This is a genomic window from Clostridium sp. UBA7339 (genome assembly GCF_002470865.1).
GTDB classification, from domain to species: Bacteria; Bacillota; Clostridia; order Clostridiales; family Clostridiaceae; genus Clostridium_J; species Clostridium_J sulfidigenes.
The window spans coordinates 520,859-540,868 of the sequence record NZ_DKPI01000003.1 but is presented as its reverse complement, the minus strand read 5'-3'; the positions used below and the strand labels follow the sequence as shown (position 1 = coordinate 540,868).

The following is a 20,010-nucleotide window of genomic DNA, read 5'->3' as shown; positions in this document are numbered from 1 at the left end:
CAGGAGCAACAGGAGCAACAGGCCCAACAGGACCACAAGGGCCACAAGGAGCAACAGGAGCAGCGGGGGCAACTGGTTCTACAGGCCCACAAGGACTAACAGGAGCAACAGGAGCTCAAGGTCCAACAGGTCCACAAGGACCGATTGGAGCAACGGGAGCAACAGGAGCAACAGGAGCTCAAGGCCCAACAGGCCCAATAGGACCAATAGGGTTAACTGGAATTCAAGGTCCAACAGGACCGCAAGGAGCAACAGGAGCAACAGGAGCTCAAGGCCCAACAGGCCCACAAGGACCGATTGGAGCAACAGGAGCGACAGGGCCACAAGGAGCAACAGGAGCTCAAGGTCCAACAGGCCCACAAGGACCGATTGGAGCAACAGGAGCGACAGGGCCACAAGGAGCAACGGGAGCACAAGGGCCAACAGGACCACAAGGACCAACAGGCCCTACTGGTGGAAATTCACAATTAAGAGGACTTCAAGTTTCTAGAAATCTTCAACAAGAAGTTCTAGCAAATGCTCCAATCATATTTGATGCTATTAATGCAAATTATGATGGAGATTTAGTTTGGAATACAAACACAACTATTACTATTAACAGAGCAGGAATTTACTACATTAGTTGGTGGGTTTCTTATGAGAGAACAACAGCAAGTTATGTTTCTTTTGCAGTCTTGCAAAATGGGTCCATACAGGGGCCAGCAAGTAATCCTAGTAATGTAAGAGATCAAATTTCTGGATTTGTAATAATAAATGGAGCTGTTGGAGATACAATTAACTTAACCAATATAAGTACGAGTTCAGTATTGCTGGCTACAGACGCAAATGTTCGTGCATCTTTATCAATAGTTAGCGTACACCTATAAAATTTACTCAGCTGGGGTTATAATAACCCCAGCTAAATTTAAAGATAGTAATAGAAATACTTAAAGATTATAAAAATAAATGTATAAATTGTAAAGATTTTAGAGCATAGTGAGGTGTTTTATGATGAATTCATATAAAATTTGTGTATATGCAATATGTAAAAATGAAGAACAGTTCGTAGAAAGATGGGTAGACTCAATGTCTGAAGCTGATAGTATAATAGTTTTAGATACTGGTTCAACAGATAATACAGTAAACAAGCTGAAAGAATTAGGAGTAAATGTATATAAAGAAATTTTTAATCCATGGAGGTTTGATGTAGCAAGAAATAAATCGTTAGAACTAGTGCCAGAAGACACTGATATTTGTGTATGCACAGATTTAGATGAGGTATTTGAAAAGGGTTGGAGAGAAAAGGTTGAGAATGCATGGAAAGAGAATACTCAACAGTTACGATATAGATATACTTGGAATTTTGATGAAGATGGAAATGAAGGATATGTATTTTTATACGAAAAAATTCATGCACGTAATGGCTTTAAATGGGTTCATCCTGTTCATGAAGTTTTGAATTATTATGGTGATCAACAATATATTGTTAGTACTGAACCCAAAATACAACTAAATCACTATCCCGAAAAATCAAAATCTAGGGCACAATATTTAGGTCTTCTTGAATTGTCGGTACAAGAAGATCCAACTGATGATAGAAACTTACACTATTTAGGTAGAGAATATATGTACATGGAGATGTGGGATAAATGTATTAGTACATTATTAAAGCACCTAGAATTACCAACAGCATTATGGAAAGCTGAACGTTCTGCTTCTATGAGATATATAGCAAAATCTTATATGGAGAAAGGAGATATTAGTAAAGCTAAGGAATGGTTTGCCAAATCCATTTTAGAGGAACCTAATTTGAGAGAACCCTATGTAGATATGGCAAATTTATTATATAGATTACAAGAATGGTCAGGGGTGCTTTATATGATAGAATGTGCACTTAAAATAGAAGATAGACCGTTATCTTATATTAATGAACCAGGACCATGGGGTTCAGAACCATATGATCTTGCTTCCATTGCTTGTTTTAATTTACAACTTTACAAGAAGTCATATTATTATATAACAAAAGCAGTTGAAATATCACCTAGTAATAAGCGTTTAAAGAATAACCTTGATTTAATAAAAAAATTTATCTAATAATAATTATTAGAGATAGATGAAGTTATATACAATATGATTAATAATAAAAATAGAAACCTTTATTTTTGATGTTAACCATTTGAAAAATGTGGAATTAAACTTGGGTTAATATAAATGTAAAAAATATAATTTAAAGATAGGTACTGAGGGAAATAAATCCCCTAGTACCTTATTATTTTATATCATGTTAAATTTCAAGTTACACTAAATCTATATTTCTTCTAGAAATTTTAAATCCTATTTTTTCTTCAATTTTTTCAAGTAAATAGGTATCTTTTGGGTCCATAAAACAGCAAGTATAACCACTTTCACCAGCTCTAGCTGTTCTACCAATTCTATGAATATAGCTTTCTGGAGATTCTGGAATGTCATAGTTATATATGTGAGTAATACCAGAAATGTCAATACCTCTTGCAGCTACATCCGTTGCAATTAGATATTGAATATCCGCATTTCTAAAGGACTTCATGATTCTTTCTCTTTTATTTTGAGGAACATCGCTATGAATTTTCTCGCAATTAAATTTTCTTTTACCCATAGCCATTTCAAGAGCATCGGCTCTTCTTTTAGTTCTGCAGAAGATTATTGCCATAAATGGGTTATCTTCTTCAAGAGCTTTGAAGAGAGAATCTTGCTTTAAGCGATCTGTAGTTTCAACGATTTCTTGATTTATAGTAGAAAGAGTTATGCTTTCTTTTTTTACAGACACCACAATAGGATCTTTCATATATTTATAAGCAAGTTTTTTAACAGAAGAATCCATAGTAGCAGAAAAACATAATGTTTGATGGTTTTTAGGGGTATGCTTAATTATATTTTCTACTTCATTTTTAAAACCCATAAGTAGCATTTGATCTGCCTCATCAAGAACAAAGGTTTTAAGCTTAGATAAATTGATTGATTTTCTCTCAAGATGGTCAAGAAGTCTTCCAGGGGTAGCTATTATTAAGTGAATGCTTCCCTTAAGCTTATTTAATTGGGAACCTATATCTTTTCCACCATAAGCAGCTAAAATATTTATGTTTACGCTCTCAGCTAATTTAGAGGCCTCGTTAGTAATTTGAATGGCTAACTCACGGGTTGGAGTCAGTATTAACACTTGTGTAGCATCAAGGTTCGGATTAATATTTTCAAAAATGGGCAATAGAAATGCTAAAGTTTTACCTGTGCCAGTTTGAGCTTCAGCTATAAGGTCTTTTCCATCTTTAATATATGGAATACTTTCTCTTTGAATATCAGTTGGATCTTTTATCCCAGACTTATTTAATATATCTATTATATTTGTACTAATTCCTAATTCTTTAAAATTCATTTACTCATACCTTTCATCCTTTATTCAACGCCTAATAGTAACACATATTAAAGTATTTATCAATTTAATAGATTCCATACAAATGAGATGAATAATCCTTATAATGTGGAGCATAATGAATGGTGAAAAAGAAAGGTAGTAGAAAAGGCCATTGCAAGGTAATAACACGAAATATATTACTGTTGAAAGTAAGGTGAAGATATTGAGTAAAACTACTAGAAGAGGATATGTCCCAAGGGATGAAAAGGAATTTGGAGATGAATACAGATGTAAATTACAAAAGGCAGGAGAAGAGCTTTTGTTTCTATTAAATAGGGGATATAACATAAAGGGAGCATCAACTTTTATAGGAAATCACTATCTTTTATCTGAAAGGCAGAGGCTTGCATTAGTCAGGGGAATTTCTAAAAGTGAAGATGTTACAAATAGAAAATCTAAAGAAGTTACTGATTCTTTATCTGGTAAAACAGTTAACATAGATGGTTTTAATACAATAATAACTCTAGAAGTTGCACTTTCTAATTCACTAATTATAAAGTCAATGGATGGTACAATAAGAGATTTAGCAGGACTTCGAGGTACATATTCAGTCATAGATAAAACAGATATAGCAATTAAACTACTAGGTGAAAGATTAGGACAATATAAAGTTAATAAAGCTATATTCTATTTAGATAAACCAGTTTCGAATTCAGGGAGACTGAAGATGAGAATCTTAGACTTGCTAGGAAATTTACAATTTGAAGTGGAGGTTGAGATTATTAACAATGTGGATAGTATATTAGAAACAAAAGAAAATGTAGTATCTAGTGATGCAATTATCATTGGTAAATGTAACAGTTGGATAAATATGAATAATAATATTATTGAGGATAAGAAGTTAGGGGGTAATTGTGTGGATTTTAGTAAATTTTATTTTTTGTAAGGATGTATGAACGCATAAGTAAAAACATTACTGTTTTGTATAAATCAACAGGTAAAAGAAGGGAAGCAATTTTGGAACCAAACGTAGTAAAAAGACGCATAAAAAAGCTGTTGAGGGAGTGAGTAAAATTCTACCTACTAGATAGTAGCAAAATAAATACTTCTGCCATAGTTATTTGGCAGAGGTATTTATTATTTTATTATAATACAGTACTGAAAAAAAGTTCCATGTACACCTTCTGGAAAGAGATATCTATTCATTAACTTTTGGATTAATGTTATTCAAATAAAAACTTTTCAAGTTCCTCAACCTTATTAAAATAATAATCACAGTTTTTTTTCATAAATTCTATAATTAAGCTATTTGTGTGTGACCATCCAGCACTAGCAAAATCTACATTACAACTCTTTGCCATATCAAAGCCTGGCTTTAAATCATCAATCATTATAAGTTCATTAGGTTTAAGATCATATTTACGCATAATTTCCTGAAGAGGATATGGATTAGGCTTACGCTCTTCTTCACAGCGTTCCCATCCGAAAATCATGTCTGGAGCAAGACTACAATTCTCTAAATAATCACGATTTATGTTTTCACTGTAGGAATGAGAGACAACACAAACTAGTCCATCTTCTTCTTTTTGCCTTTGAATAATTCTTTCGAATCCAGTATAGAAAGCAGGTACATTGTTTTTTACGTACTCATTCCATGTAGTAAGTTGATATTCCATTTCCTCCTCTGTAAACTTCAAAATATCAAAGCATAAAGAATTAAATCCAGGATCAAAACAATACATCATAAATTCATCTAGAGTTATTTCTGTATTTGGACGAAGTTTAAATAAGGTATTTTTAAATACTGGAAAATGTATTTCAGGTGTACTTCTAACAACGGTATCGTCATGGTCAAGGACTAAACATTTATATTTCAACATAGCTGACTCCTTTTATATTTTTATATTTTGGAATTTAATTTTTAACTTGTTAATATTATAAATACAAATGTATATTAACTAATATATATTATACATGAATATGAAAATATTTTGGAGATATTTTCATATAGATTGCAGAGATAGGTTTGGAATTAAATAAGTTGACATATCAATGAGTCATTTATATAATTATCATTGAGTAGTTTAAAACTCAATTTTAAGAAAGGCAAGGTATTTGCAGACATGAGAATATAATTCACTTTTATTTATGAGAAATCAAAATTAGAATGAGGCCTCAAGAAAGGCTTTGTTGTTATGCATTTTATTTGATTTTGTGAGTGGATAGTATTTTTGTAACTGTTGATGGTTTGTCAATATAGTGTGTTATTAACCTTAATTAAGACTTTGAATCCTAATATATACTGATTTTTTTGTATATATTTTAAGGTTTTATTTAGTGCAGATTAAAGGTTATGATATAGTTGCGATGCTATCCTCTCCAGGTTATAAGGAGGGGATTTTTTGTTATTAGTTGAATGTAGTAATATTAAAAAAAGTTTTGGTGATAGATCCATCTTGGATATAGAAAATTTAAAGGCTTGTTCCCAGGATAGAATAGGTGTTGTAGGTGTAAATGGAGTAGGTAAAACTACATTAATTAATATATTGTGCCAAAGATTGCATCCAGATGAAGGCCATGTTAAGTTATATGGAACATACTCATATATATCACAGTTAGAAGAACCAGAAAGTATATCAATAACTAGTGAAATGGCTTCTAGATTTAATGTAGAAAGTATTTGGAATGAGAACATGAGTGGAGGAGAAAAGACTAGATTTAAACTTGCTTATGCACTAAGTCAGAATAGCCAGTTGATATTTGCAGATGAGCCTACTAGCAATATGGATATAGAGGGCATTGAGCTTATGGAAAAAAGTTTTGAAAAATATAAAGGAGCTCTAATTCTTATATCCCATGATAGAAACTTCTTAGATAGGTTATGTAATAAGATTTTAGAAATAGAGGATGGAAGAATAAAAATATATTATGGTAATTACAGTGATTATGCTGCTTTGAAAGCTAAGGAGAGAGACCGAGCTGAATTTGAATATGAGGAGTATAAAAAAGAAAAGAAGCGACTTCAAAGTGTAATTATCCATGCAGAACAAAGGGTGAAAGGTATAAAAACTACTCCTAAACGAATGGGAAATTCTGAGGCTAGGCTTCACAAGATGGGAGGTCAAAAGGCCAGGGCAAACATTGAAAGAGCGGTGAAAAATATTGAAAAGAGAATAGATCACCTTGAAGTTAAAGAGAAACCCAAAGAACAAGTGGACATAAAGCTAGACATTGAGGATTCAAATAAGCTCCATAGTAAAATAGTTATAGAGGGTAAAAATATAACTAAGGCATTTGACAAGAAGATGATACTAGATAATGCTGAATTTAGCATATATAACACCTCAAAGGTAGCACTCATTGGTCCTAATGGATGTGGAAAAAGTACTTTAATAAAGATGATAATGGACAATGATAAATCTATTAGAATTGCTAAAGGAGCAAATATAGGATACTTTAGTCAAGCTATTGACATTTTAAAAGAAAATTATACTATTATAGAAAATGTAATGGAAAGTAGCATATATGATGAAACTTTCGCTAGGATACTACTAGCAAGATTATTATTTAAAAGAGAAGATATTTATAAAAAAGTAAGTGTATTAAGTGGAGGAGAACGAGTTAAAGTATCCTTTGCAAAAATGCTATTACAAAATATAAATCTTCTTATATTAGATGAGCCCACTAATTATATGGATATAAACTCTCTTGAGGTTGTAGAAAATGTACTTAAAGATTATTATAGCACTTTATTGTTTGTATCCCACGATAGAAGATTTGTAGAATCTATTGCAGACAATATAATGACTATAGAAAATCATAAAATTAAGATGTTTAAAGGTAATTATAATGAGTATTTAGAAAGCAAAAATAAAAATAAATATAATGATAAAGAAAAAATTGAAAATGAAATTTTCATATTGCAAAATCGTCTTTCAGAAGTTGTTGGAAGGTTATCCATGCCATCAAAAAAGGATGATGTAGTTGAACTGGATGAAGAATATAATGAATTATTGGGTAAATTAAAAACGTTAAAAACAAATTTATCAAAATAGTAAGAAAACTCTTTACAACATATTGCAAAAGTGATATTATTGTTTTCAATAAGAGGAAGTGCACAGAGCTCTTTAAAATTAAAAATAAAATGAACAATGAAAGGGACGAGTATTATAGAGTACAATTTATAGAGAGGGAGTGTTTTGGGCTGTAAACATTCCTAAATATGACTATAAGAAAACTAACCCTAGAGTTATGGCTGATTAGCTAATATTAGTAAAATGCCATCGGTAAATACCGTTATAAAATTTGAGATGAATTGAGTTATTTTAATTCAATTTGGGTGGAACCATGGATGTTATGCATTCGTCCCAAGGTGGGACGGATGCTTTTTGTCGTATAAAAGTAATTCAATAATTTTTGTTAAGGAGGGGATAAGTATGATAAGTATAAAACTTAAAGATGGTTCAATAAAAGAAATTTGTGATGATTCTAATGTTTATGATCTTGCAAGTTCAATCAGCAAAAATTTAGCTAAATCAGCAATAGTAGGTGAAGTAAATGGAACCTTGGTTGATTTAAGTTGCAAATTAAAAGATAATGACCAGGTAAATATTTTAACCTATGATGATGAAAATGCTGTTGAGGTAATTAGACATTCAACTGCACATATTATGGCTCAAGCAGTAAAAAGAATTTATAGTAATTCGAAACTTGCTATAGGACCTTCCATAAAAAATGGTTATTATTATGATTTTGATATTAAAAGTCCCTTATCTGCTGAAGATATAGATAAGATTGAAATAGAAATGAATAACATAATTAAAGAAAATTTAAAATTTCAGAGAATAGATGTTTCTAGAGAAGACGCAATTAAGCTAATGGAGGAAAAAGGGGAAACTTATAAAGTTGAACTTATAAGAGACTTACCGGAAGGAGAGAAAATTTCCCTATATAAGCAGGGAGAGTTTATTGATCTTTGTAGAGGACCTCATATACCATCTACAAAGTATGTAAAAGCCTTTAAACTAACAAGTGTAGCTGGGGCATATTGGAGAGGCAATGAAAAAAATAAGATGCTACAGAGAATATATGGTGTTGCCTTTGCAAATAATACATTACTTGAAACTCATTTGCATAATGTAGAGGAGGCTAAAAAAAGGGATCACAGAAAATTAGGCAAAGAACTAAAATTATTTAACTTTGTTGATGAAGGCGTAGGATTTCCATTTTTCTTACCTAAAGGAGTAGTTCTTAAAAACACTTTAATTGATTTTTGGAGGACTTTGCATGCAGAAGCAGGTTATGTTGAGATCGAGACTCCAATAATGCTTAATAAAAGATTATGGGAAGTTTCTGGGCACTGGGATCATTATAAAGAGAATATGTATACTTCAATTATTGATGATGAGGAATTTGCATTAAAGCCAATGAATTGTCCAGGAGGAATGTTAGTATATAAATCTGAAGCTCATTCCTATAGAGATTTTCCAATGAGAGTAGGTGAACTTGGTAGAGTTCATAGACATGAACTTTCAGGAGCATTACATGGACTTATGAGAGTAAGAGCTTTTACACAGGATGATGCTCATATATTTATGTTACCAAATCAAATAAAGTCAGAAATTAAAGGGGTAATAGAGCTCATTGATAAAGTTTATTCAAAATTTGGATTTAAGTATAATCTCGAGCTTTCTACAAGACCAGATAATTCCATGGGAAGTGATGAAGACTGGGAATTAGCAGAAGACTCCTTAAAAGGGGCTTTAGATGAATTAAGTTTAGACTATAAAATAAATGAAGGTGATGGAGCATTTTATGGTCCTAAGATAGATTTTCATCTTGAGGATAGTATAGGAAGAACATGGCAATGTGGAACAATTCAATTAGATTTTCAATTACCTCAAAGGTTTGAATTAGAGTATATTGGAAGTGATAATGAGAAACATAGACCAATAGTTATTCATAGAGTAATATATGGAAGTATAGAAAGATTTGTAGGTATATTAATTGAACACTTTGCAGGAAAGTTTCCAACATGGCTTGCTCCGGTTCAAGTAAAGGTACTGCCTATATCAAATAAATTCAATGAGTATTCAGAGAGTATTAAAAAGAAGCTAAGTGAAAATGGAATAAGAGTTGAAATGGACTATAGAGATGAAAAGATAGGCTATAAAATAAGAGAAGCTAGAAATGAAAGAATACCTTATATTATTGTTGTAGGAGAAAAGGAAGAAAAAGAAAATACAATTTCACTACGTAGTAGAAAAAATGGAGATGAAGGAACTTTTAAATTAGAATCTTTAATAGAAAGAATCAGTAATGAAATAAGGAATAAAGAATTATAAACAGAGTTCTTAGCTTCTATGAAGCTTTAGAAATCGTTATCCAGGGACATAACAGCTCTTTAGTCCCACTTTGAAGAAGATGGGAGTATTAGAGCTGATAGTCATCGGATAAAATAAGGTAAATATATAAAATAACATCCTGAAAATGGATGTTATTTTGTGTTTTTAACAAAAAGGGTATATTACTGTAAGAACTACAAATAAAGATGATATTCTTATTATATTTATTAGAGCAAGAGGAATTGATGAAATTGAATTAAAGATAAAAAAAGCTACCACAACGGCTCGTACATGCAATTTCAATAAACTACTTATTCAAACTTTGATGATGTGATTGACAACTGATAATAAGACTATACCTGCTGTTATTTATAGAACATAAAATATTGAGGTATGTTTTAAACTTAGGAGATAAGAAAATAAACATATAAATAATATTGTTCGTGTGGATATTATGCTATAAAATGTAAGTATGTATATCATAAATTTCAAATAAGATAATTAAAGCTTATTTATATTAATTACACGTAGATATGCCTCAACTGCTATTATACCTAACTAAATATAAAGTACTTTTTAATAAGTAAGAAAGAAGAGGAAGTTAGTTTATGGAATTAAAAAAAATATCTAATAGAATTTATTACTTACCTGCAGAAGAAGAAACTGATAGACCAGTTATTGGATATATCAAAGGAGATAAATATTCATTGGCTATCGATGCAGGTAATTCATCTAAACATGTAGAAAAATTTTATTGTGAATTAAATAATGCAGGTTTGAACTTACCAGATTATACAGTGATTACCCATTGGCATTGGGATCATACATTTGGCATGCATTCAGTAGTAGGAAAGACAATTGCTGGACAATTGACAAATAAAAAATTGAAAGAAGTTGCAACATGGCAATGGTCTGATGATGATATGAAAAGTAGACTTGAAACAGGTAAAGATATTGAAATGTGTGACAAATGTATTAAATTAGAGTATTCAAACAGACAAGATATAAAAGTAACTTCTGCAAATATAGAATTTAGCGGAAGTTTAAAAATTGATTTGGGTGGAATTTATTGCGAAATAACTGAAATTGAAGCACCTCATTCAGAAGATTCGGTATCGATTTATGTACCCGAAGAAAAAGTGGTGTTTATTGGTGATGCAGATTGTGAAGATCACTATGATAATAATGGCCAATATGATAAGGATAAGTTAGGGTGTTTTATTAAGCTAATTAAAGAAATTGATTTTAATACTTATGTTCTGGGACATGATAAACCTGGAACAAAGGAAGAAGCAATTTCATATTTAATGGAAGAATTAAAAAAGTTAAGTTGAGACATAAAGAGAGGAATCGTACCATAAGTAGGTGCGATTTTTTTGTTAGTTTAAGTGGTGAGTTGAAATTGAATATATATTAGTATTAAAAGAGAATTTTAGATGATTAAGATAATATATGAATAGGAACTTTGCAAAGGAGTATTAACACATGAGAGAGATAGTAATATGAATGATTGAATTATCAGTGAAGATATAAATTATATAGAAAAGTAGGTTTTACATATATGCGAGCCAACCATAACCATGGTGAAATATCGTCAATAGTCCACGGAGATAAAATGTTCAAAGTTTTGGTAGTAATCATGCTACAAAATTTTTAAATAATCAAAGAGAAAATAACAGATAGTATATAGTAAGATATATCATATTAAAGCATATATGGGAATATATTTCATTAATATGGATTACATGATACAATTTTATTGTAAGTAATATTTTTTATGTTTTAATGTAAAAAAGAAAAATTAAATGGGGGTGTAAAATAGTATGGATATGTATAAAGTTATCGAGATTAAGCAAAATGTTTTCGAAAACAATGATAAACAAGCAGAACTACTTAGAGAAGATTTAAAAAAAGATAAGACTTTTTTGTTAAATTTAATGTCATCACCAGGGTCAGGGAAAACAACAACTGTTTTAAGAACAATTGAAGCTTTAAAAGATGAAATGAGTATTGGGGTCTTAGAAGCTGATATTGACTCAGATGTGGATGCTAATACTGTTTCAAAGACTGGTGCAAAGGTAATACAATTGCATACCGGTGGCATGTGCCATCTGGATGCAGATATGACTAAACAAGGACTAAATGGATTGGGAACAGAAGATATTGATTTTGTAATATTAGAAAATGTAGGAAACTTAGTATGCCCAGCAGAATTTGATACTGGTGCATCAAAAAATGCAATGATACTAAGTATACCAGAGGGAGATGACAAGCCCTTAAAATATCCTTTAATGTTTTCCATTGTTGATGTTTTATTAATTAACAAGATAGATGCAATAGATTATTTTGACTTTGATTTAGAAGCAGTGAAAGAGCGTGTGAAAAAATTGAATCCCAATATTAAGGTCATCCCAATCTCTGCTAGAACTGGTGAGGGAATTGATGACTGGGTTAACTGGATACGTAATGAAGTAAAAGATTGGAATAAAAAATAGGGTATATTGAAAAATTATTGGGGGAATGGGTATGGTAAAAGTAAAAGTATTAGAACTTGCCAATCATATAAGTAAGATAAAGCCTGGTTCGAAAAATGAAATAAAGCCTAAAGATCCAGAATATAAAATTTTGGAACCAGTTGTTACAGAAGAAATGGCAGAAGTAGGACTTTGCGTTGAATTCCGTAAACCAAAGAGCGCAGAAGAAGTTGCTGCTTTATGTGGAAAATCTTTAGAGGAAACAAAGAGAATTCTATGGGAACTAGCCCTTGCTGGTGTTTGCTTCGTTGGTAAAGAAGATGGCATTGATAAGTATTGGTTTGAGATTTGGGTTCCAGGACACATGGAAATGATAGTTAACCACCCGCATAAGGAAAGTGTTGAGAATTATAAGCAAATTGCCGAGGCTTTTGAGGCCTATGGAAGAAAAAAAGCACCTATAACAGCAGGCATTTTTCCAGTTGGAACAGGTCCTATGCGTGTTATTCCTATAGAAACATCAATTCAAGGTGAAACAAAAAGAGCATCCTATGAGGAAGTTTCTAAATATCTCAATGAAAATACTGTTTTCTCCGTTTCGGATTGTTCTTGTCGTACATCAAGAGAAGCTATGGGAGAAGGTTGCGGCCACTTGAAGGAAGATATGTGTATTCAGCTTGGTCATGCTGCTGAATACTATATCCGAACAGGAAGAGGTAGAGCAATTACCCGCGAAGAAGCTTTTGAAATCATTAAAAGAGCCGAAGAAAATGGTTTAATGCACCAAATGCCAAATGCAGATGGTCCAGGAAAAACTCATGCCATTTGTAACTGTTGCGGCTGTTCATGTTACGCTACGAGAATTGCAGGAATGTTCTTAAATAATGATATGGTGCGTTCAAATTATGTATCAAGAGTTGATAAAGACAAATGTGTTGGTTGTGGAGAGTGTGTTCAAGTTTGTCCAGTTAATGCATTGAAATTAGGTCAAAAATTATGTGCTAAAACACCAATTATTGAGAAGAAGAGAGTTGACTTTGCCCACAATACAGAGTGGGGTCCAGATAAATGGAATGTAGATCATCGTATCAACAAGAAAAATGTTGTTGATACAGGTACAAGTCCTTGTAAAACACAATGTCCAGCACATATTTCTGTTCAAGGCTATGTTAAGCTAGCATCTCAAGGAAGATATAAAGAAGCGCTTGAACTTATTAAGAATGAAAATCCATTTCCAGCAGTATGCGGACGTATTTGTCCAAGAAAATGCGAATCTGCTTGTACTAGAGGCGATATTGATGAACCAGTCGCTATAGATGAAATCAAAAAATTCATTGCTGAACAAGATTTAAAAATGGATACTCGTTATGTACCAAAATTAAGACATGAATACGGTAATAAAATTGCAGTTATAGGTGCTGGTCCTTCAGGTCTCTCTTGTGCTTTTTATTTAGCTCTTGATGGTTATAAGGTAACGGTATTTGAAAAGCAAAAGGTACTTGGTGGTATGCTTACCCTTGGTATTCCTTCTTATAGATTAGAAAAAGAAGTTATAAATGCAGAAATAGATATTTTAAGAGAACTAGGAGTAGAATTTAAAACTGGTATTGAAGTAGGTAAAGACATAAGTCTTAAATACTTAAGAGGTCAAGGATATGAAGCATTCTATATTGCAATCGGTGCCCAGTTAGGCAGAAACCTTGGTATCCAGGGTGAAGATTCAGAAGGGGTTATTACAGGGGTTGATTTCTTGCGTAATGTAAACTTGGGTAATGAGGTAAACCTTGAAGGAGACGTGGTTGTAATTGGTGGCGGTAACGTTGCTATTGATGTTGCAAGAACAGCTACAAGAGTTGGAGCTTCAAAGGTTAACATGTTCTGTCTTGAAAGTCGAGAGGAAATGCCAGCCCTTGAAGAAGAAATTGAAGAAGCATTATCAGAAAGCATTGAAGTTAACAATTCTTGGGGTCCAAAGCGAATCCTTGAAGAAAATGGGAAAGTTATAGGCATAGAATTTAAAAAGTGTCTTTCAGTTTTTGATGATAATGGGAAATTTAGTCCTATATTTGATGAAGAGATCACTAAGATTGTGAAGGCAAATCATGTTCTAATTTCAGTAGGTCAAGGAATGGATTGGGGTAGATTACTAGAAGACAGCAAAATAGAATTGAATCCAAACAAAACAGTGAAAGCAGATTCCTTCACTCTACAGACAGGGGAGCCAGATGTATTTGCTGGTGGGGATGTATTAACAGGTCCTAAGTTTGCTATTGATGCCATTGCTTTGGGTAAAGAAGGTGCAATTTCAATTCATCGCTATGTTCAACCTGGACAGAGCTTAGTTCTTGGAAGAGATAGAAGACAGTACTCTGCACTTGATAAAGAAAACTTAACATTACAAGGATATGACCGCATACCAAGGCAGAAAGTAGACCATGTAGATGGAACGAGATCAAAAGAAACTTTTAAGGATTTACGCCCTACATTTACTGAAGAGCAAGTGATGAAGGAAACAGAACGTTGCCTTGGCTGTGGTGCTACAATTACAGATGAATATCAATGTATAGGCTGTGGTGCATGTACTACTAGATGTAAGTTTGATGCTATTACACTTTTTAGAAAATATGATGCACAAAGTGTACCACTTGAAAAGCTTAAACCTATAATTGTTAAAAATATAATTAAGCGTAAAGGTGTAATCACAGCTAGAAAGATTAAAAAGTTATTCACAAAAGATTCTTAAAAATAAAACGAAATAATTGACATATTACAGGAGAAAAGGTGAGGGAACATATAGTTGCCTCCACCTTTTTACCTAGATTAGAAGGGTGATTTTAATGCATGAATTAGGTGTAGTAATTGAAGTGGTTAAAACTGTTGAAAATTTCGCAGAAAAGAATGGATTAAAGAAAATAGATACAATAGTTTTACAAATTGGAGAACTTTCTTCAATGATTCCTAAATATATTGAATCTTGTTATCCAGTAGCAGTAGATGGTACAAGATTACAGGACACAAAATTAAAGATTGAAATATTACCAGGTAATGCAATCTGTAGAAAATGTAGAAAAGTTTTTAATATCATTGAGAATAGTAGTAAGTGTCCAAGCTGTACAAGTGAAGAATGGGAGCTATTATGTGGAAAAGAGTTTATGATAAAGGAAATAGTTGCTTTTTAAGGTAAGACTTAAAAGATAAGAGATGAGATAGAAATACGTATAAGATATTTTACTAGGGGCATAATATGGACAAGCGATTAACATTTAATGAGGATACTAGCATTTATTATAAATGGCAATGTTTTAAATGTTTATGACACCATAGATTTATATTTAGTAAGAAAATAGGAGGTATAGTGTGAAGATATTTATTGATGAAATAAGTGATGTAGTAAAAAGTACTTTTGAAGAGCTAGGATATGATAAAGAATCAGGAAAGGTAACTGTATCTAATAGACCAGATTTATGTCAGTATCAATGCAATGGTGCTTTAGCTAATGCTAAGAAATACAAAAAGGCACCCAGTGTCATAGCGCAAGAAGTTGTTGAAAAATTGAAAGAAAATAAGTTTTTCTCTAAATTAGAAATTGCAGGACCTGGGTTTATTAATATAACGGTTAATGATAAATTAATAATTGACTATGTAAATAAGATGAATAATGATGAAAAGTTTGGAACTTCATCTGCTACAAAAGTTAAAAAAATATTTGTAGATTATGGTGGAGCAAATGTTGCAAAGCCCTTACATATAGGTCATTTAAGATCAGCAATAATTGGAGAAAGTATAAAAAGAATTGCTAAGTTTATAGGTCATGATGTAATTGGAGATGTTCACTTAGGTGATTGGGGTCTTCAAATGGGTATGGTTATCTCTGAAGTTGAAAGACGTAATCCCAAATTACCTTATTTTAATGAAGGTTTTACTGGAAAGTATCCAAAAGAAGCTCCATTCACAATAGATGAATTAGAAGAAATATATCCTTATGCTAGTAGCCTTGCTAAAAATGATGAAAAAGTTATGAATGCAGCAAAACAAGCTACCGTTGAGCTTCAACAAGGTAGAAAAGGATATCTAGCATTATGGAAACACATATTAAATGTTTCTGTTAATGATTTAAAGAAAAATTATGGTGCATTAAATGTTGACTTTGAATTATGGAATGGTGAAAGCGATGCACAAAAGTTTATTCCGGATATGATAAAATATTTAAAGGATAATGGATATTGCTATGAAAGTGAAGGGGCCTTAGTTATTGATGTAAGTAAGGAAGAGGATAAGAGTGTACTTCCACCATTACTATTATTGAAATCAGATGGAGCATCACTATATGGAACAACTGATTTGGCTACAGTTGTAGAGAGAGTTAGAAACTATGAGGCTGATGAAATAATATACTTAGCTGATAAAAGACAAGGACTTCACTATGAGCAATTCTTTAGAGCAGCTAAAAAATCTGGAATTGCAGGTGAGAATGTAGAATTAGATTTTATAGGCTTTGGAACAATGAATGGAAAAGATGGAAAACCATTTAAAACTCGTGAAGGTGGAGTAATGAGGCTTGCAGATTTAATAAATTTAATTAAAGAAGCGGGTAAAGAAAAGCTTAAAGGTAATAAAAATATATCAGCAGGAGATGTTGAAGAAATCTCATCAAAGGTAGGTTTAGCAGCTTTAAAATATGGTGATTTATCAAATCAAGCTTCAAAGGATTATATATTTGATATAGATAGATTTGCTTCCTTTGAGGGAAATACAGGACCATATATTTTATATACAATAGTAAGAATTAAATCTATTTTAAATAAAGCTAACACATCTGAGTTAACGGAAAATGTATTAGAACCACAAAGTGATACAGAAAGAAACCTAATGTTACAATTAATTAAATTTAATGAAGTAATTGAGCTGAGCTTTAGAGAACGTGCACCACATAAGATATGTGAATACGTTTATGAATTATCAAATAACTTTAATAAATTCTATAATGATACAAGAATATTATATGAAGAAGATGAAAATAAAAAAATTTCTTGGTTAGTTCTTATTACTTTAGTTAAAGATTTATTAGAACAATGCTTAGATTTATTAGGCATGGAAAGTGTTGAAAAAATGTAATATACTGCAGTCCTTTTTTTAGTCATGGATGGGATTTAAAGCAATTCGCCTCCATCAAGGTGTAACATCATTTTATATTTTTTCATACATTAGATATATACAAATACTTAGGAAGTGTGTTATTACGAGCTTTATAAGCAAAGTCTTGTACAAAATCGCCATTGAAGGTGGGGGATTAGTTAAAAAGAAGTTTGATAAAGAAACTAGTAATTGCAAAAAAGTCAATGCAGAAGTGTTATTGAAAATATTAAGAGAAAATTGCAAAAGTGAAATCGGAATTAAGTTTAATTTTCGAGATATCAACTCCATAGATGATTTTAAAAAACATGTTCCATTAACCCAATATGATTATTACGAAAATTATATAAGACGAATGTCAAATGGTGAAAAGAATATTTTAATAAGTGAAGGTGTAGAATACTTTGGTCATACATCAGGAACCACAGGAAAGCAAAAGTTAATTCCATCTACTAAAACAAGTAGAAAACTTGCTTCAAAATATATGGCATTACTTACCAATAAGTTTTATTATGATAACTTTAGAGAAAATTGGAATTATGGAAGAGGCTTAATGATAGCTGATATAGTAATGACAACTTATACCCAAGGAGGAGTACCAATATGTTCTGCTACTTCTGGAGGGATGAATGGTATAAGATTTATATTACCATACTTATATACTTCACCAATAGAAGTCATGAAAATAAAAGATAAGGAATCCTCCCTTTATCTTCATCTGCTATTTGCATTAAAAGAAACTAATCTTTTATATATTAGTGGAGTTTTTATATCTAATATATTGGATTTATTTAGGATATTAGAAAGTAAACATCAGGATTTAGTTAGAGATATAAGGAGAGGATTTATAAGAAATACTTTGAATATTGATGAAAACACTAGAAAAAGGTTAAATTCACTTCTTTCTCCTGATGCTAGTAGAGCTGATAAATTAGAGTATGAATTTGGAAAAGGATTAAAGGGTATAAGTAGGAGAGTATGGCCTAATTTATCATATATTGCCACAGTAACTGGAGCAAACTTTTCTATATATGATGATAAAGTAAATTATTATACTGATTCATTGCCAATTTATTCACCAGCCTATGCAGCTACTGAGGCTATGATTGGAATTAATCCTTATGCAAATAAGATAAGATATGTAATTATCCCTGACACTGCATTTTATGAATTTATTCCACAAAAGGAAGGAAAAGAAGATAGTCAGAACACCCTTTGTTTAGAAGAGCTAGAAATAGGGACAAAGTATGAAATAGTTATTACTAATTATGCAGGCCTTTATAGATACAGAATGGGTGATGTTATTCAGGTAGTGGGATTTTATAATAATTGTCCTGAAGTGGAGTTTTTATATAGGAAAAATCAAGTGTTGAATATGGTATCTGAAAAAACTAATGAAGAACATTTAACTAATTCTATAAAAAGTACAATAAAAAAATTAAATTTAAACTTAGTAGACTATACTACAATGCCTGATAACTCAATTACACCTGGAAGATACACGTTTTACTTTGAATTTAAAAATAGTATATCTAATTATAAGATTAAATTATTAGCGGAAACCTTGGATAAGGAGATTAGAAGTTCTAACTTAGCCTATGATAGAGCTAGAAATAACAAGAATTTATCTATGGTAAAGGTAATACTTTTACAACCAAATACCTTCAATACAATTAAGGAATCTTTATATAAGAAGGGAATATCAAAAAATCAAATTAAAATTCCAAGGGTTATTTCTAATAATAGGAGTATATTAAATATTATTAATAGAAATAAGATATGATATACTTCTTTAATATTATTTGTATTTGTAATATTCTTAAAATATAATATTATTAATAAAGTTTTTATAGGAGGATATTATGATGATAACAAGAGAGGAAGCGTTGGAACTACTTACCGAATACAATAAAGAAGGATTTCATATTCAGCATGCATTAACAGTAGAAGGTGTTATGAATTACTTTGCAAAGAAACTTGGATATGAAGATGAAGCAGAGTTTTGGTCTAGAGTTGGATTGCTTCATGATTTAGATTTTGAAATGTATCCAGAACAACATTGTAGCAAAACTCAAGAAATAATGAGACAACGTGGTCTTGATGAAAGATTAATAAGAGCAGTAGCTAGCCATGGATATGGACTTTGTGCAGAAGAACAACCGAAACCAGAACATGAGATGGAAAAAATATTATTTGCGGTAGATGAACTTACTGGTTTGATTGGTGCAGCTGCAAGAATGCGTCCATCTAGGAGTGTTATGGATATGGAACTTTCAAGTCTTAAGAAAAAGTTCAAAGATAAGAAATTTGCTGCTGGATGTTCAAGGGATGTAATTAGACAAGGAGCAGAAATCCTTGACTGGGAATTAGATAAATTATTTGAAGAAACAATTCTAGCTATGCGTTCTTGTGAGGATTTCATTAATAAGGAAATGGAATTATATAACAATTGGTAGATTATATTGGATAATTTTTATACTTATGTAACCATATGGGTAAGTAAATTTGACAAGTAAAAGTAAAAATGATATTATTATATTGTCAGTGTGTATGAAAACTCAAGACCATCTGAAGGTGGTTTTGAGTTTTTTTATAATAAGGTTTCTTACAAAGATATGAGTCGTTGGTTTATGCCATAGGTAATGATATTTTAAAAGAAAAAATATCATGAAAGAAGAATGGCTGAAAGTAA

General features: G+C 31.5%; 13 protein-coding genes, 1 pseudogene and 1 other annotated feature. Of the genes and pseudogenes, 12 read left to right on the top strand and 2 right to left on the bottom strand.

The window, feature by feature from the left end; genetic code table 11:
• Window positions 1-866, top strand: a pseudogene (locus tag B2S02_RS02980) (collagen-like protein); the annotation flags it as partial.
• Window positions 867-987: 121 nt separating this feature from the next.
• Window positions 988-2,073 carry a glycosyltransferase gene (locus B2S02_RS02975; protein WP_346846652.1) on the top strand — a complete coding sequence of 362 codons (1,086 nt, stop codon included), beginning with the start codon at window positions 988-990 and terminating at the stop codon, window positions 2,071-2,073.
• A 202-nt stretch (window positions 2,074-2,275) separates the two neighbouring features.
• On the opposite strand, the gene B2S02_RS02970 is transcribed toward B2S02_RS02975, so the two are convergent.
• Window positions 2,276-3,388 (bottom strand): DEAD/DEAH box helicase, encoded by a 1,113-nt coding sequence (locus tag B2S02_RS02970; RefSeq protein ID WP_346846653.1) that lies wholly within the window; start codon window positions 3,386-3,388, stop codon window positions 2,276-2,278.
• 202 nt (window positions 3,389-3,590) lie between these two features.
• On the opposite strand from B2S02_RS02970, the gene B2S02_RS02965 reads away from it, so the two are divergent.
• On the top strand, window positions 3,591-4,313 hold the full coding sequence (locus B2S02_RS02965; RefSeq protein ID WP_346846903.1) for a DUF434 domain-containing protein: 723 nt from the start codon (window positions 3,591-3,593) through the stop codon (window positions 4,311-4,313).
• Between the two features lie 277 nt (window positions 4,314-4,590).
• Here B2S02_RS02965 and B2S02_RS02960 read toward each other — a convergent pair whose 3' ends face one another.
• Window positions 4,591-5,247 carry an HAD family hydrolase gene (locus B2S02_RS02960; RefSeq protein ID WP_346846654.1) on the bottom strand — a complete coding sequence of 219 codons (657 nt, stop codon included), beginning with the start codon at window positions 5,245-5,247 and terminating at the stop codon, window positions 4,591-4,593.
• A 522-nt stretch (window positions 5,248-5,769) separates the two neighbouring features.
• Between B2S02_RS02960 and abc-f the strand changes: the two genes are divergently transcribed.
• The 9 genes from abc-f (at window position 5,770) to B2S02_RS02915 (ending at window position 19,774) form a co-directional block, all read left to right on the top strand.
• Window positions 5,770-7,422 (top strand): ribosomal protection-like ABC-F family protein, encoded by a 1,653-nt coding sequence (gene abc-f / locus B2S02_RS02955; protein ID WP_346879973.1) that lies wholly within the window; start codon window positions 5,770-5,772, stop codon window positions 7,420-7,422.
• Window positions 7,423-7,509: 87 nt separating this feature from the next.
• Window positions 7,510-7,740: a binding site (T-box leader), on the top strand.
• 63 nt (window positions 7,741-7,803) lie between these two features.
• On the top strand, window positions 7,804-9,711 hold the full coding sequence (gene thrS, locus B2S02_RS02950) for a threonine--tRNA ligase (RefSeq protein WP_346920275.1): 1,908 nt from the start codon (window positions 7,804-7,806) through the stop codon (window positions 9,709-9,711).
• A gap of 608 nt (window positions 9,712-10,319) precedes the next feature.
• Window positions 10,320-11,045: an MBL fold metallo-hydrolase gene (locus B2S02_RS02945; protein ID WP_346920274.1), complete on the top strand. Its 726-nt coding sequence runs from the start codon at window positions 10,320-10,322 to the stop codon at window positions 11,043-11,045.
• A 489-nt stretch (window positions 11,046-11,534) separates the two neighbouring features.
• The gene (gene hypB, locus B2S02_RS02940) at window positions 11,535-12,206 is read left to right on the top strand and encodes a hydrogenase nickel incorporation protein HypB (RefSeq protein WP_346846659.1); all 672 of its coding nucleotides are present in this window, start codon (window positions 11,535-11,537) and stop codon (window positions 12,204-12,206) included.
• A 31-nt stretch (window positions 12,207-12,237) separates the two neighbouring features.
• Window positions 12,238-14,928: an FAD-dependent oxidoreductase gene (locus B2S02_RS02935; protein WP_346920273.1), complete on the top strand. Its 2,691-nt coding sequence runs from the start codon at window positions 12,238-12,240 to the stop codon at window positions 14,926-14,928.
• A 94-nt stretch (window positions 14,929-15,022) separates the two neighbouring features.
• Complete coding sequence (locus B2S02_RS02930) at window positions 15,023-15,364, top strand: hydrogenase maturation nickel metallochaperone HypA (RefSeq protein ID WP_346920272.1); 342 nt, start codon at window positions 15,023-15,025, stop codon at window positions 15,362-15,364.
• 178 nt (window positions 15,365-15,542) lie between these two features.
• Window positions 15,543-17,300 (top strand): arginine--tRNA ligase, encoded by a 1,758-nt coding sequence (gene argS, locus B2S02_RS02925; RefSeq protein WP_346920271.1) that lies wholly within the window; start codon window positions 15,543-15,545, stop codon window positions 17,298-17,300.
• Window positions 17,301-17,445: 145 nt separating this feature from the next.
• Window positions 17,446-19,101: a GH3 auxin-responsive promoter family protein gene (locus B2S02_RS02920; RefSeq protein ID WP_346920270.1), complete on the top strand. Its 1,656-nt coding sequence runs from the start codon at window positions 17,446-17,448 to the stop codon at window positions 19,099-19,101.
• An 82-nt stretch (window positions 19,102-19,183) separates the two neighbouring features.
• Window positions 19,184-19,774, top strand: coding sequence for an HDIG domain-containing metalloprotein (locus B2S02_RS02915; RefSeq protein WP_346877185.1), 591 nt, complete (start codon window positions 19,184-19,186; stop codon window positions 19,772-19,774).
• Window positions 19,775-20,010 lie beyond the last annotated feature (236 nt).

Excerpts from the sequence above, each read along its gene's own strand:
- B2S02_RS02975 (WP_346846652.1), top strand. The coding sequence starts at position 988 with ATGATGAATTCATATAAAATTTGTGTATATGCAATATGTAAAAATGAA.
- B2S02_RS02970 (WP_346846653.1), bottom strand. The coding sequence starts at position 3,388 with ATGAATTTTAAAGAATTAGGAATTAGTACAAATATAATAGATATATTA.
- B2S02_RS02960 (WP_346846654.1), bottom strand. The coding sequence starts at position 5,247 with ATGTTGAAATATAAATGTTTAGTCCTTGACCATGACGATACCGTTGTT.
- thrS (WP_346920275.1), top strand. The coding sequence starts at position 7,804 with ATGATAAGTATAAAACTTAAAGATGGTTCAATAAAAGAAATTTGTGAT.
- B2S02_RS02945 (WP_346920274.1), top strand. The coding sequence starts at position 10,320 with ATGGAATTAAAAAAAATATCTAATAGAATTTATTACTTACCTGCAGAA.
- hypB (WP_346846659.1), top strand. The coding sequence starts at position 11,535 with ATGGATATGTATAAAGTTATCGAGATTAAGCAAAATGTTTTCGAAAAC.
- B2S02_RS02935 (WP_346920273.1), top strand. The coding sequence starts at position 12,238 with ATGGTAAAAGTAAAAGTATTAGAACTTGCCAATCATATAAGTAAGATA.
- B2S02_RS02930 (WP_346920272.1), top strand. The coding sequence starts at position 15,023 with ATGCATGAATTAGGTGTAGTAATTGAAGTGGTTAAAACTGTTGAAAAT.
- B2S02_RS02915 (WP_346877185.1), top strand. The coding sequence starts at position 19,184 with ATGATAACAAGAGAGGAAGCGTTGGAACTACTTACCGAATACAATAAA.